The sequence below is a fragment of the Pseudanabaena sp. Chao 1811 genome (assembly GCF_027942295.1).
GTDB lineage: Bacteria > Cyanobacteriota > Cyanobacteriia > Pseudanabaenales > Pseudanabaenaceae > Pseudanabaena.
In genome coordinates, this window is sequence record NZ_CP101416.1 from 867,207 (window position 1) to 879,557 (window position 12,351).

At 42.1% G+C, this 12,351-nt stretch carries 13 protein-coding genes; 8 read left to right on the forward strand and 5 right to left on the reverse strand.

What is annotated here, in order from left to right:
* Window positions 1-25 precede the first annotated feature (25 nt).
* Window positions 26-1,054, forward strand: coding sequence for a 30S ribosomal protein S1 (locus tag NMG48_RS04135; protein WP_271254106.1), 1,029 nt, complete (start codon window positions 26-28; stop codon window positions 1,052-1,054).
* A gap of 101 nt (window positions 1,055-1,155) precedes the next feature.
* Here NMG48_RS04135 and NMG48_RS04140 read toward each other — a convergent pair whose 3' ends face one another.
* Complete coding sequence (locus tag NMG48_RS04140; RefSeq protein WP_271254107.1) at window positions 1,156-1,479, reverse strand: STAS domain-containing protein; 324 nt, start codon at window positions 1,477-1,479, stop codon at window positions 1,156-1,158.
* 189 nt (window positions 1,480-1,668) lie between these two features.
* On the opposite strand from NMG48_RS04140, the gene NMG48_RS04145 reads away from it, so the two are divergent.
* The 5 genes from NMG48_RS04145 to rpsB all read left to right on the forward strand — a co-directional run bounded on the left by NMG48_RS04145 (window position 1,669) and on the right by rpsB (window position 6,445).
* Complete coding sequence (locus NMG48_RS04145) at window positions 1,669-2,745, forward strand: Mrp/NBP35 family ATP-binding protein (RefSeq protein WP_271254108.1); 1,077 nt, start codon at window positions 1,669-1,671, stop codon at window positions 2,743-2,745.
* Between the two features lie 292 nt (window positions 2,746-3,037).
* Window positions 3,038-3,559 (forward strand): 3'-5' exonuclease, encoded by a 522-nt coding sequence (locus tag NMG48_RS04150; RefSeq protein ID WP_345961225.1) that lies wholly within the window; start codon window positions 3,038-3,040, stop codon window positions 3,557-3,559.
* A 301-nt stretch (window positions 3,560-3,860) separates the two neighbouring features.
* Window positions 3,861-4,613 carry a class I SAM-dependent methyltransferase gene (locus NMG48_RS04155; protein WP_271254110.1) on the forward strand — a complete coding sequence of 251 codons (753 nt, stop codon included), beginning with the start codon at window positions 3,861-3,863 and terminating at the stop codon, window positions 4,611-4,613.
* Window positions 4,614-4,673: 60 nt separating this feature from the next.
* A complete protein-coding gene (locus NMG48_RS04160; RefSeq protein ID WP_271254111.1) occupies window positions 4,674-5,345 on the forward strand; it encodes a hypothetical protein in 672 nt (223 codons plus the stop codon).
* A 320-nt stretch (window positions 5,346-5,665) separates the two neighbouring features.
* The gene (rpsB, locus tag NMG48_RS04165; RefSeq protein ID WP_126388342.1) at window positions 5,666-6,445 is read left to right on the forward strand and encodes a 30S ribosomal protein S2; all 780 of its coding nucleotides are present in this window, start codon (window positions 5,666-5,668) and stop codon (window positions 6,443-6,445) included.
* 91 nt (window positions 6,446-6,536) lie between these two features.
* Here rpsB and NMG48_RS04170 read toward each other — a convergent pair whose 3' ends face one another.
* From NMG48_RS04170 to NMG48_RS04180, 3 genes are read right to left on the reverse strand one after another with little or no spacing between them, the layout of a single operon-like run.
* Window positions 6,537-6,764 carry a type II toxin-antitoxin system RelE/ParE family toxin gene (locus tag NMG48_RS04170; RefSeq protein WP_271254112.1) on the reverse strand — a complete coding sequence of 76 codons (228 nt, stop codon included), beginning with the start codon at window positions 6,762-6,764 and terminating at the stop codon, window positions 6,537-6,539.
* Window positions 6,751-7,008 carry a hypothetical protein gene (locus tag NMG48_RS04175; RefSeq protein ID WP_271254113.1) on the reverse strand — a complete coding sequence of 86 codons (258 nt, stop codon included), beginning with the start codon at window positions 7,006-7,008 and terminating at the stop codon, window positions 6,751-6,753. The genes NMG48_RS04170 and NMG48_RS04175 overlap by 14 nt, the downstream gene beginning before the upstream one ends.
* Before the next feature lie 37 nt (window positions 7,009-7,045).
* A complete protein-coding gene (locus tag NMG48_RS04180; protein WP_271254114.1) occupies window positions 7,046-8,191 on the reverse strand; it encodes an anhydro-N-acetylmuramic acid kinase in 1,146 nt (381 codons plus the stop codon).
* 51 nt (window positions 8,192-8,242) lie between these two features.
* On the opposite strand from NMG48_RS04180, the gene NMG48_RS04185 reads away from it, so the two are divergent.
* Entirely contained in the window at window positions 8,243-8,710 is a 468-nt protein-coding gene (locus NMG48_RS04185; protein ID WP_271254115.1) for an HAD domain-containing protein, read from the forward strand.
* Between the two features lie 40 nt (window positions 8,711-8,750).
* Here the strand turns inward: NMG48_RS04185 and gnd are convergent, their stop codons facing one another.
* Complete coding sequence (gene gnd, locus NMG48_RS04190) at window positions 8,751-10,175, reverse strand: decarboxylating NADP(+)-dependent phosphogluconate dehydrogenase (protein ID WP_169363670.1); 1,425 nt, start codon at window positions 10,173-10,175, stop codon at window positions 8,751-8,753.
* A 1,055-nt stretch (window positions 10,176-11,230) separates the two neighbouring features.
* Here gnd and NMG48_RS04195 point away from each other — a divergent pair.
* The gene (locus NMG48_RS04195) at window positions 11,231-12,331 is read left to right on the forward strand and encodes a hypothetical protein (protein WP_271254116.1); all 1,101 of its coding nucleotides are present in this window, start codon (window positions 11,231-11,233) and stop codon (window positions 12,329-12,331) included.
* Window positions 12,332-12,351 lie beyond the last annotated feature (20 nt).

Here is a 12,351-nt window from a genome sequence, read left to right on the forward strand (position 1 = left end):
AACAGGAACAAGGATAAATTTAGTTATGGTCAATCGGACAAAAACTGCTACCACCAATGTCGGCTTTACACATGAAGATTTTGCCAAACTCTTAGATAAGTACGATTATCATTTTAGCCCCGGCGACATTGTTGCAGGTACGGTATTTAGCATTGAGCCTAGGGGCGCACTTATTGACATTGGCGCAAAAACAGCAGCGTACATCCCCATTCAGGAGATGTCGATCAACCGAGTTGACCAGCCTGAAGAAGTTTTGCAGAACAATGAAACCCGTGAGTTTTTCATTCTCGCTGACGAAAACGAAGAAGGTCAATTAACCCTCTCGATTCGCCGCATCGAGTACATGAGAGCATGGGAACGTGTACGTCAGTTGCAAGCAGAAGACGCAACTGTGCGATCACTCATTTTCGCAACCAACCGTGGTGGCGCTCTGGTCAGAATCGAAGGTCTACGTGGATTTATCCCTGGATCTCACATCAGCACTCGCAAACCTAAGGAAGAGTTGGTTGGCGAAGAATTGCCACTCAAGTTCTTAGAAGTGGATGAAGACCGTAACCGTCTCGTCCTCAGCCATCGCCGTGCCCTCGTCGAGCGCAAGATGAACAAGCTCGAAGTTGGTGAAGTCGTCATCGGCGTAGTCCGTGGTATCAAGCCCTACGGTGCATTCATCGATATCGGTGGTGTCAGTGGCTTATTGCACATTTCCGAAATCTCCCACGAGCATATCGAAACTCCTCACAACGTCTTCAACGTCAATGACGAAGTGAAGGTAATGATTATTGATCTCGATGCAGAGCGTGGACGGATTTCTCTCTCTACCAAGCAACTTGAGGCAGAACCCGGTGACATGGTGCGTGATCCCCAACTTGTTTACGCTAAGGCAGAAGAAATGGCTGCGAAGTATCGTGAACAACTAAATGCACCTCCTGCGGTAATGGAAATTCCCTTGCCTCCAGTAGATGATGATTATGAAGTTCCCGATGCTATGGAAGAGCCTGAAATTCCTGAAGAAGTAGTGGCTGAAGCAGTAGAAGAAGCTACGGCTGAAGTTTAATCAAATAAATAACAAAGCCAATGCTCATAGCATTGGCTTTGTTATTTATCACTTGAGAAGCAGTCCTAAACACTGCTTCTTTTTTATTCCCGATCTCCCCTCTAGCTTAAGGTTGCATTGAAATCATCAATGGTTGGATAAATTTTAAAAATCTTAGTCATACTAGTAAGTTCAAATAGCATTTGCACTTGATCATTAGCACCACAAATTACCATTTCACCATTACTGTTACGGATTGATTTGAGAGCTGAAACTAGAGCACCTAGCCCCGAACTATCCATAAAAGTGATCTCTTGGAGATCAACTAGTAAGTACTTAGGAGAATTTGTAGCTGACGCAATATCATTGACTTGACGGCGGAAATCAGCCGCAGTTGTGACATCAAGCCTGCCTGAAGGCTGGATAACTTTTACTTCATTACTCATGGATTTATTTCCTGACTTAGAGATTTATTTATTTTGATAATTGAGGGATACGAAATACTTAACCAATGCTGTAAGAGGATGTTTCACCATAAGCATAAATCTTTATCGATAACTTTGGTTCTTATTTGAGCTTTAATGAAATCTTGGCAGTATTAAGTAATTTCTTTAATTTTTTAACTTTCTAAATCTATGGCTGATTTACATGATTTGCAAGCGATAAAGGACGTATTAACACCAATTATCGATCCCGATCGCCAAAAAAGCATTATCGAACTAGACATGGTGCGCGATATTGCGATCAAGTCCAATGGGGTAGTCAGCTTTACGCTTTTATTAAATGATCCCAATAGTCCTAAACGCGACCCGTTAATTCAAGAATGTAAAACTGCGATTAAGGCGATCGCAACAGTTACCGATGTTTGGGTAAAGGTGATTGCTAATAGCCCTGCGATCGCCACTCCAGCAGCTCCAACTAATGCCTTACAAGGTATCGAAGGCGTAAAACATATTATTGCTATCTCCAGTGGGAAAGGCGGCGTAGGTAAAACCTCAATATCAGTCAATATTGCCGTAGCCCTCGCCGATATGGGGGCAAAGGTGGGGCTACTTGATGCGGATATTTATGGGCCAAACGTGCCACTAATGCTTGGAGTAGAAGCTGCACAGGTGAAGGTCGTTAAAGCAGAAAATGGTGCAGATGTAGTTGAGCCAGCCTTTAACTATGGTGTGAAAATCATTTCGATGGCATTTTTGATTGCGAAGGATCAGCCTGTGGTTTGGCGGGGACCAATGCTCAATGGTGTGATTCGGCAGTTTCTCTATCAAGCAAACTGGGGCGAACTCGATTATTTAATTGTGGATATGCCCCCCGGTACTGGTGATGCACAACTAACCCTCACGCAATCTGTACCATTGGCAGGAGCCGTGATCGTAACTACACCACAAACTGTATCGCTCTTAGATTCTCGCAAGGGCTTGAGGATGTTCCAAAATATGGGTATTCCTGTTTTAGGCATTGTCGAAAATATGAGCTATTTCATTCCCCCCGATATGCCTGATAAGCAATACGATATTTTTGGTTCTGGTGGTGGTAAGAAGGCTTCCGATGAGCTTGGTGTTGATCTGCTCGGTTGCGTGCCGCTAGAAATTAGTCTGCGCGAAGGTGGCGATCGCGGCGTGCCGATTGTCTTAGGTCATCCTGAGTCTGCTTCGGCTAAGGCTTTAAGGGAAATTGCTAAAGCGATCGCAACCAAAGTCCAAGCGTAAACTGATAATTCTTGGTTATGTACCCAATCTAAAAGTTTGCGAAATCTCGTCTCAACTTGCCTATTTTTGGATTTAGTTGAGTGAGTTTATGTAGCTCAGGAACAAGCGCAAAAATAAAGTATCCCTAAGTTGACAAAAACTCAGATTTCCATATTTACTTTTTTGGTACTTTATTAATTAGCGAGTCCCTAGTTAATGCCTGAAAGTTTCTGCCTAGTGCACTGATTTAGGTGATTAGGCGGAAACTGCTTTGAGGTTCACAAATTTATATGTGATTGTTTAGGATATTTAGATGAGCTACATTATGGTTGATGTAGAAGCTGATGGTCCAATTCCAGGAGATTACTCGATGATCTCCTTTGGCGCTATCGTTGTAGAGCCTTCGCTAAGCAAAACATTTTACGCACAACTCAAACCAATTTCAGAGAAGTGGATTCCAGAAGCTCTTCAAATCAGTGGTTTTACCCGTGAAGAGACATTCACCTTTGAGGAGCCTCAAACAGTAATGGAAAATTTTTCGTTGTGGATTGAAGCTGAAATTTCAGGTAGAGCGTTTTTTATCTCAGATAATAACGGGTTTGATTGGCAGTTTATTAATTGGTACTTTCATCATTTTTGTGGTAATAATCCATTTGGATATGCATCAAGCAATTTAGGCTCACTCTATAAAGGTTTAGTTAAAGATACCTTTGTGAACTTCAAGCATTTGAGAAAAACAGCGCATACACACAATGCCCTAGACGATGCTCGCGGGAATGCAGAGGCACTTTTACAACTTAAGGAAGAGTTTGATCTGAAAATCAGCCTAAAATGATAGTCTGTCAGACTGTATCAGCGATCGCCTATTTTGATTTTAGATAGAGAAATAGGCGATCGCGGCTAAAGTCTATGCGTAAAAGGCTTATTCTCGTTTAGTTATGTACCCAGAGCTAAAATTTGACTAGACTACGGCTCAATTGCTGAAAGTCTCTATATAATGCCACTTATAGTCTGATTAGGCTAAAACTCTTCTCTTCTAATACATAGGGGCTTACTAGGTGATTAGTGGAGATATTCCTGAAAGGTTATTTGTAGAAACAACGAAGTAAAATTCGCCCAAATTCTAAGACTGCTTTATGTTTGATTTTTATGATCAACTCGCCCCCTTCTATCACCTCATTTACAGTGATTGGGAATCAGCAATTGAGAGACAGGCAACCCAGCTATCTACCATTATCGCAAAGTATTGGGATACACCAATTCAGACAATTCTAGATGTATCTTGCGGTATTGGCACACAGGCGATCGGTTTGGCGAGCAAAGGCTACCGAGTGACTGCATCAGATATCTCATCCAAAGAGATTGAACGAGCTAAAGAAGAAGCCCAACGAAGGCATCTTGATATCAATTTGTCAGTCTGCGACATGCGAACGGCGTACGATTGTCATCAAGCTCAATTCGATATTGTTATTTCGTGTGACAACTCAATCCCTCACTTACTGAATGACGAGGAGATTTTAAAAGCCTTAGAACAAATGTATCTCTGTACTCGTTCTGGTGGAGGATGCTTAATAACAATCCGTGATTATGAAAAAGAGCAAAGAGGAAGTGGTATTGTCAAGCCTTATGGAATTCGCGAAGAAGCTGGCAAACGTTACTTAGTATTTCAAGTTTGGGATTTTGAAGGTGATATCTATAACTTATCAATGTATTTTATTGAGGAGGATAAGCAGCTTAGGACTGCAAAGACCCATATAATGCATTCTCGCTACTACGCAATTAGCCTTCATCATCTAACACATCTAATGCAAGAGGTCGGCTATGTTTCAGTGGTTCAGCTTAATGACCATTTTTTCCAGCCAGTTCTAGTTGGTATAAAAGCTAGCTAACCATTCCGTTGCAATCTGAATGGATTAAAATAGTTGATTGCGCTTGAACGATTTAAACCTATGGCATTTGAACTCGACCATATTTTTATCTGTACTGATATAAATGCTTGGGAAGCAGATCGTTTAGTAGCCTTTGGATTCATAGAAGGATCGGCTAACGTACATCTAGGACAAGGCACAGCCAACCGTCGTTTTTTCTTTCACAATGCGATGATCGAAATGCTGTGGGTACATAATTCCGAAGAGACTAAATCTGAGTCAATTCGCCGCACTCATCTTGGGGAAAGATGGGAAAATCGCAAGGGTACTGCATGTCCTTTTGGAATCTGCTTGCGGTCAGTAACAGCGAGCAATGGAACCGTTCCATTTTCTCATTGGGCATACCATCCACCCTATTTACCTGAAACGATGAGTATTGCTGTAGGCACAAATAGTCACTTATTAAATGAGCCAATGCTTTTCCAGATTCCTTTTGGAAAACGTCCAGATCAATATCCTCCCGAAAAAGCTCAGCCCATAGAGCACAGCCATGGCTTGCGGGAAATAACTCGGTTAGCAATGGTTAGTCCTACAGCAAATAATATTTCACCAGAATTTCAAGCGGTGATTGATAGCAATATTCTCAACATAAGAGAAGGCAAAAATTATTGTATTGAGATTGGTTTTGATGGAGAGATACAAGGTAATCAATTGGATTGTCGCCCTGAATTACCTATGATCTTATTTTGGTAGTCCATCTATGGATTGATTAGTTCATTTCCACATAGTAAAAAACAAACTCAGACATGCGCCACTCGCAGAAATTGGAATGCAAGTCTGTATGTCTTGCAACTCTTACGCTGAGTTAAATTTACTCGTGCTAAACCTGTAAACTAGCGATCGCTTATTTTGCTATTAGGCAACTTATGAGTTATCCTAGACAAGCTGTTAAAAAACACACGCTTGAGGTTTCGGGTGTTTTTTGTTTTTAAAATTTCGCAAAGTCAAAATTTTAAAAATATCAAATTCCATCTCAGGCGCAAGGACAAACCCGAACACAGGAGAAAACTTAAATGGGAGTCGTAACCCTAGCCCAATTGCTAGAGTCGGGAGTTCACTTCGGGCATCAAACCCGTCGTTGGAACCCCAAGATGGAGCCTTACATCTTCACCGAGCGTAATGGCGTTCACATCATTGACCTTGTGCAAACCGCACAGTACCTCGAAGAAGCCTATGCATACTTGCGTCAAGCTTCCGAGCAAGGCAAGAAAGTATTATTTGTCGGAACCAAGCGTCAAGCTGCTGGTCTGATTGCTCAAGAAGCCGCCCGTTGTGGTAGCTACTACATCAACCAACGCTGGTTGGGTGGAATGCTCACCAACTGGACAACCATCAAAACCCGTGTCGATCGCCTTAAGGATCTCGAACGTCGCGATGAAAGTGGTGCATTAGATCGCCTACCTAAAAAGGAAGCATCCACCCTGCGCCGCGAAATGGAAAAGCTCCGCAAATATCTCGGTGGTATCAAGTTGATGCGTAAGCCACCCGATATCGTGATCATCGTTGACCACAAGCGTGAGTATAACGCTGTTCAAGAATGCCAAAAGTTGCGTATTCCCATCGTATCTTTGCTTGACACCAACTGCGATCCCGATAGCGTTGACATCGGTATTCCTGCCAATGATGATGCAATTCGCTCGATCAAGTTGATTGTCGGTAAGCTTGCCGATGCGATCTACGAAGGTCGTCATGGCGATATCGAAGATATCGAATATGAAATCTCTGCTGAAGAAGTAGAAGCCTACGCTGATGATGAAATCATCACTGGCGACGAAGAAGAAGCAGAAGCATAAATCTTTGCATAAAAAAGGGGGGTGCTTAGCGCCCCCCTTTTTTATTGGCATTAATAAACTTCATCGTGACTACCAATATCAACGAAAACAATCATTCATCTTGGATTAGAAAGATACAAATAATTCGGTATTCATAGGTCAAGCTACAGGCATAAAATTCGCTAAGATCCCCTTTTAGTTTATGTGTTTTTAGCGATGGATCGAATGGATCAGTTTTTAGCTTTTCTAGAACTTCTCCATACTTATCAGTTAAATGAGGACGTTTTTTAAAGAATTTACGTTCTTTACGTGTATAGTCACCATCCTTAACTAATTTCATTCTTTAAATCTTGAATATAAGCTTTTACATTATTAATCTCGGTAAAGCCCGATAAACCTTCCTGTTTAATTTTTTGGATGGTGCTTAAGCATTGATGCTTATCTATTTTGAGATCTTCATCAGCTTCTTGTTCTATTTCGCTATTAATGCCAAGCCGAAAATAGTGAATCAGATCATATAAAGCGGATAGCTTGGATTCGGGAATATATTGCAACTCGTTAATGATGGCATCTTTATTTGACATTGTTCGATACCTGTAAAAGTTAATGTTTAAAAGATCGCTATTGATAAATTTTACCTAATAAAACCGATCGCTTGGCTCCTGTGACACTGGGTAAATTGCCATAGCGCTCTTTAATTCGTAAATATCCTAATACCGCAAAGGCGATCGCCTCTTTACTATCGCCACTCAAACCAAAGTCATCAGTACGTTGCACGATCGCAGGCTTGAGCAAATCCTGTAAGCGCTCCATCAAGTAACCATTGCGTCCACCACCACCACCGACTAAAACCTCTTCAGGAAATACAGGCAGAAAATCGCGATAACTTTTGGCGATCGCCCTAGCCGTAAATTCCGTCAACGTGGCGAGAATATCGTAATTACCTAAATCTTGGCATTCCCCTAAAAGTTCTTCTAAATAGACAGGACTAAATAACTCGCGCCCCGTTGATTTTGGCGGAGGAATGAGAAAAAATTCTTGCTCTAGCCATTGATTAATTAAATCTAAATTAGCTTTACCTTGTCTTGCGATCGCCCCATCCCGATCAAAAGGCTGACCAAATAATTTCTGAGTTGCCATATCCATCAGGACATTTCCAGCCCCATTATCAAACCCAAATATTTGCTCTGGAATTGCTCCTGCATTGGGTGGTAAATAGGTGACATTACTAATCCCGCCAATATTTTGGCAAGCCCGATATTTAGTAGGGTGCGATAACAACAAAGCATCCACCATTGGCACTAGCGGCGCACCTTGCCCCCCAACTTCAATATCCGCAACCCGAAAATCGCTGACCGTCTTAATTCCCGTTAATTCTGCAATGACTGCACCTCGCCCCAGTTGCACCGTATAGCCCATCTTTTGATCTGCGGGTGGACGATGAAATACGGTTTGACCATGAGAACCAATTAAATCTGGCGGTTGATCGCCTTTCTGCCTAATCGCTAAAGCTGCTTTAGCAAAACTCTCGGCAATGCGATCATCAAGTTCACATATTTGCTGTAGCGATCGCGGTTCACCTGCACAAACGGCAAGGATTTCTCTTCTTAAATCTGCCTCATATTCATAGGTATGCCCTGCGATTAGGTTAGTGCTAAGGATACCTTGGCGATCGCAAATTTCTACAAGCGCCGCATCAATCCCATCTACTGATGTGCCACTCATCAAGCCGATCGCTAATATTTTGTCCGTTGTTAGGTGTGTCAATTCTGCTAATACAAATATGATGAATATTGATACATCTATTATCAAATACCAATGTGGATTTTCTTAGATATTGATGGAGTGCTTGTCCCAGAGAAAAAATTTGACAAGCCAGTTCCACAAGAGGATTACATGAAATTTGATCCTGAATGTCTTGAGAAATTTGAAAATGTTCTACGGAAATTTACTGAAGCAAGAGTGGTCATAAGCTCTTCGTGGCGAGAAATTTTTCCCTTTGAAGTAATCCCACCACTTTTTTCGTCAGATATTACAGCGCGGATAGTTGGTGTAACTCCTCTCTTAGAGACTACGATTATCCACAATTTCCAGTTTCTCCGTCATCAGGAGGTTTTGGAATATCTGAGACAAAATCAAGCAGAAGGCTCCAGTTGGGTAGCAATTGATGATATTCCTGAACATTACGCACCAAACACACCAGTTGTTGTAACTGATCCTTATATTGGGTTTGACGATAATTCAGCTAAAATTCTTACCCAGTACCTAAGTGCATTTAGAGCATAAAAAAGGGCGCAAAGCGCCCTTTTTTATATTCAAGTAAATTTTACTTCATCCATTCGGTGTGGAAAAACTCACCTCTGGGCTTGTCGGTGCGCTCGTAGGTATGTGCACCGAAGTAATCACGCTGAGCCTGTGTCAAGTTTTGAGGTAGGCGATCGCGTCTGTAACTATCGAAATAGTCAAGAGACGCACTGAATGCGGGAATCGGAATACCCAACTGCGCCGCCGCCACAACCACTTTGCGCCATGCTACCTCTTTGGTGAGGATGGTTTGTTTGAAATCGGGATCGACTAACAGGTTAGGCAATTGAGGATTGCGCTGAAAAGCTAGCTTAATCTTGTCAAGGAAAGCCGCACGAATGATGCAACCGCCTTTCCAGATACGGGCAATTTCACCCAGATTTAAGTCATAACCAAAGTCACGAGATGCGGCACTCAAAAGCGCCATGCCTTGAGCATAGGAACAAATCTTAGAACAGTACAGCGCATCCCGCACAGCATCAATAAACTCTTGGCGATCGCCTTGATATTTACCAGAGGTCGAGCTGATCAGTACTTTCGAGGCAGCCACCCGTTCTTCCTTATAAGAAGAAATTACCCGCGCTGTCACCGCCGCGATCATTGTGGGGATCGGTACTCCTAAATCAAAAGCACTTTGCACTGTCCATTTGCCTGTTCCCTTTTGACCTGCTGCATCGAGAATTTTATTGACGAGTGCATCCCCAGTTAAATCATCAGCCTTAGTGAAAATATCCGCCGTAATATCAATCAAATAAGAATCGAGTTCGGAACTACGCCATGCGGTAAAGGTTTCATGTAACTCACTAGCGGACAGCCCCAAACCATTACTGAGCAAATCATAGGCTTCAGCAATTAACTGCATATCGCCATACTCAATGCCGTTATGCACCATCTTCACATAATGCCCTGCGCTACCCTTACCGATGTAAGTCACACAAGCACCATCATCAACTTGAGCCGCGATCTTCGTCACGATTGGCTCGATCTCTGCGTAGGCAGATTTTTGACCACCTGGCATCATGCTCGGTCCATTGAGTGCGCCTTCTTCTCCACCACTCACACCCATACCGATGAATTTCAAATTAATCTTCTCTAGCTCCACCGTGCGGCGATCGGTGTCGTTATAGAGCGAGTTACCACCATCAATGATGATGTCGCCTTCATCTAGAAATGGAATTAGTTCTTGGATTACGGCATCCACAGGCGCACCTGCCTTTACCATGATCAACATTTTGCGGGGGCGCTCTAACGATGCAACAAAATCAGCGATCGTAAATGTGCCTTTGAAATTTTTCCCAGCCGCACGAGTGGCAAGAAACTTGTCGGTTTTGTCGCGACTGCGGTTATAAACACTCATCGAAAAACCATTGCGCTCAATGTTTAGAGCAAGGTTTTCACCCATCACCGCCAAACCAATCAGTCCAAAATTTTGCTTGTCAGATGTCATAAAATCCTCTCCATCCATTGAAATATCGGTAGATACGATCTACCTCTAGTCGATAAGTTTCAGGTAAATTTTCCTGAACTTGAGGACAAAAGTATCGTAAGGGCTGATTTAGCGGGGATCGCAAATCCTTTGTAAATCCTTAATACCATTGACAGAAAAAAGACTGAAAAAGAAGGTGTTATAGCTGTAGTCACTTGCATTAAGACAAATCAAAACCTAAGCATCAAGTTATGACGAGAAGTGCCGCAGCAGTTCTTTTAGGGTTTTATATTTATTGCGCCCAGCTACTTATAACTTTTGTTTTTTAGATCAAGCCAAGGATGGAAGGAGTTGCGTGCCTCCTCTTCCACCTTTGAGGGCATAGGCTATATTTTAAAAGCCACAACAGTAAAAGCCTTGCTTCGCAAGGCTTTTACTGTTGTGGCTCCTAGAAAGGGCGAACCCTTTCTAGGAGCTAGGTTGAAATTAAGCCGATCTGAGGTTCAGTACAAATTATTAAGTAGCTGAGCGCAGTTGAATATAAAGCTCCAAAACCTATGACTCAATCGCAGCCTGTACCATAGGTTTTATCTTTGATTTTTAATTATGTCCATCTATTGATAATGTAATAATGTCTTAGAAACAACTTGCAAAGGACGGTTTGTGAACTAAGATATTAAATGTTTATATGGATATCGCTGGGAAATTATATACAGCCTTTAACTGGTCTGACATAGAACAGTGTATGCTTAGAGTTGAAAAGATATGTAAGTCTTTATCTTAGCTAAAGCTGTTTCAGGTAATAGTTATAATTGTGCTAAATTACGCTAAAGCCATGAAGCACGCTTGCAAGGGGATAAGTTAGACTACCTAATACTTCATTTTTTTTGCGGAATTTATTTTAGGTAGAGTTAAAAAATATAAGCTAATCTCAGGTTAAACTGAGATATCCATCAATTGGAGGTTATTTCATACAATTTGTATAAGATAAACTTGAATTTGATTGCCATATTTTTCTAGCGGTTTCCCAGTAAGGTCTAGTCCGCATTAGACTCCTTAGTTTTCTGGAGGTTCACATGAGTAAAATCAATAAGCCCAGTCAATCCGATGACTCAAATAGTAAGCTTTTACCGAGATCTGTTACACCTAAACCTCCGATTAAAGATTTGCCTAAGTTAGAAGTTGTCAAAGTTATTGCTCCTAAATCTCCAGAGTCTATTGAGCCTGAAGATCAGAAGTTAGTACAGCCAAGTGAAGAACCAGCTAAAGCTGTTGCTAAGGTTATCCCTGCTTCTGCAAGAGTTAAAACACCAAGTATCAATCGTTTAACGGATTATCCATCGGCTACATATAACCGTGACGAAGATATTCAAGAAAACAAAGTTTGTTTACAACCGATTCCTGATGCAACGGAGCCGTTTCAATATAGAGCGATCGGGGTGATTTATGGTCGCTATGTTGCCAATGCTGATAATTGCGCTAAAGGGCATATTCTAACGCCTGATGGCTCTCAGGTTGACGCAGTATTACTAGGCAAAATTATTTCGATTGTTAAGAAGCGCTTGCAAGGCGATCGCGATTATTTATGGGTTGTGTATCCACGTACCAATGACAAGGCAGGTAAACTGCATGTACAGATATCTGGGGTGTGGGCTCCTGTAGAGCTTGGTAGATCGGATGTGCCAATTGAGCCTAATGTCCAAGATGGTTACTTCTCTGTGCGTGGTGAGATATCGAGCCAGTCCATTGAAGATAATTCGGTAATAGTTAAGGTTCGGCGCACTGAGCAGAAATTTGATAAGCAAAAAGATAAAACTGTCAAAGAGTACAGCAAGTTTAAAGTTCGCCTAACGGGGTTGTTGCCAACTGATGCTGTTGGACAGTTCTGGAGTGTCAATGTTCAGCGTCAAGGTGATGTATTAACGATCATTGATGGTGAATTTATTGGGATTGTGCCTTATAAGGGTAAACGTCGTCCACAGTCAAAGGGTCGCCCTAGCGGTGGCGGTAAGTTTGCCCCAAGGAGATATGATCGCCCCTATAGCGATCGCCCATACAAGCCATCAGCTACTGGTGATGGTGATAACTTCGGTGGTTATTCATCACGTCCTCGATTTTCTGAAGATCGTCCACCAGTACCTAAGCCCTTAATTAAGCGCAAAGATCCAACTGAGTAAGTAAAAAGCCTCTCACAATG

What these genes read in the sequence shown, in the direction of transcription:
- NMG48_RS04135 (WP_271254106.1), top strand. Translation starts at nt 26, where the DNA reads ATGGTCAATCGGACAAAAACTGCTACCACCAATGTCGGCTTTACACAT.
- NMG48_RS04140 (WP_271254107.1), bottom strand. Translation starts at nt 1,479, where the DNA reads ATGAGTAATGAAGTAAAAGTTATCCAGCCTTCAGGCAGGCTTGATGTC.
- NMG48_RS04145 (WP_271254108.1), top strand. Translation starts at nt 1,669, where the DNA reads ATGGCTGATTTACATGATTTGCAAGCGATAAAGGACGTATTAACACCA.
- NMG48_RS04150 (WP_345961225.1), top strand. Translation starts at nt 3,038, where the DNA reads ATGAGCTACATTATGGTTGATGTAGAAGCTGATGGTCCAATTCCAGGA.
- NMG48_RS04155 (WP_271254110.1), top strand. Translation starts at nt 3,861, where the DNA reads ATGTTTGATTTTTATGATCAACTCGCCCCCTTCTATCACCTCATTTAC.
- NMG48_RS04160 (WP_271254111.1), top strand. Translation starts at nt 4,674, where the DNA reads ATGGCATTTGAACTCGACCATATTTTTATCTGTACTGATATAAATGCT.
- rpsB (WP_126388342.1), top strand. Translation starts at nt 5,666, where the DNA reads ATGGGAGTCGTAACCCTAGCCCAATTGCTAGAGTCGGGAGTTCACTTC.
- NMG48_RS04170 (WP_271254112.1), bottom strand. Translation starts at nt 6,764, where the DNA reads ATGAAATTAGTTAAGGATGGTGACTATACACGTAAAGAACGTAAATTC.
- NMG48_RS04175 (WP_271254113.1), bottom strand. Translation starts at nt 7,008, where the DNA reads ATGTCAAATAAAGATGCCATCATTAACGAGTTGCAATATATTCCCGAA.
- NMG48_RS04185 (WP_271254115.1), top strand. Translation starts at nt 8,243, where the DNA reads ATGTGGATTTTCTTAGATATTGATGGAGTGCTTGTCCCAGAGAAAAAA.
- gnd (WP_169363670.1), bottom strand. Translation starts at nt 10,175, where the DNA reads ATGACATCTGACAAGCAAAATTTTGGACTGATTGGTTTGGCGGTGATG.
- NMG48_RS04195 (WP_271254116.1), top strand. Translation starts at nt 11,231, where the DNA reads ATGAGTAAAATCAATAAGCCCAGTCAATCCGATGACTCAAATAGTAAG.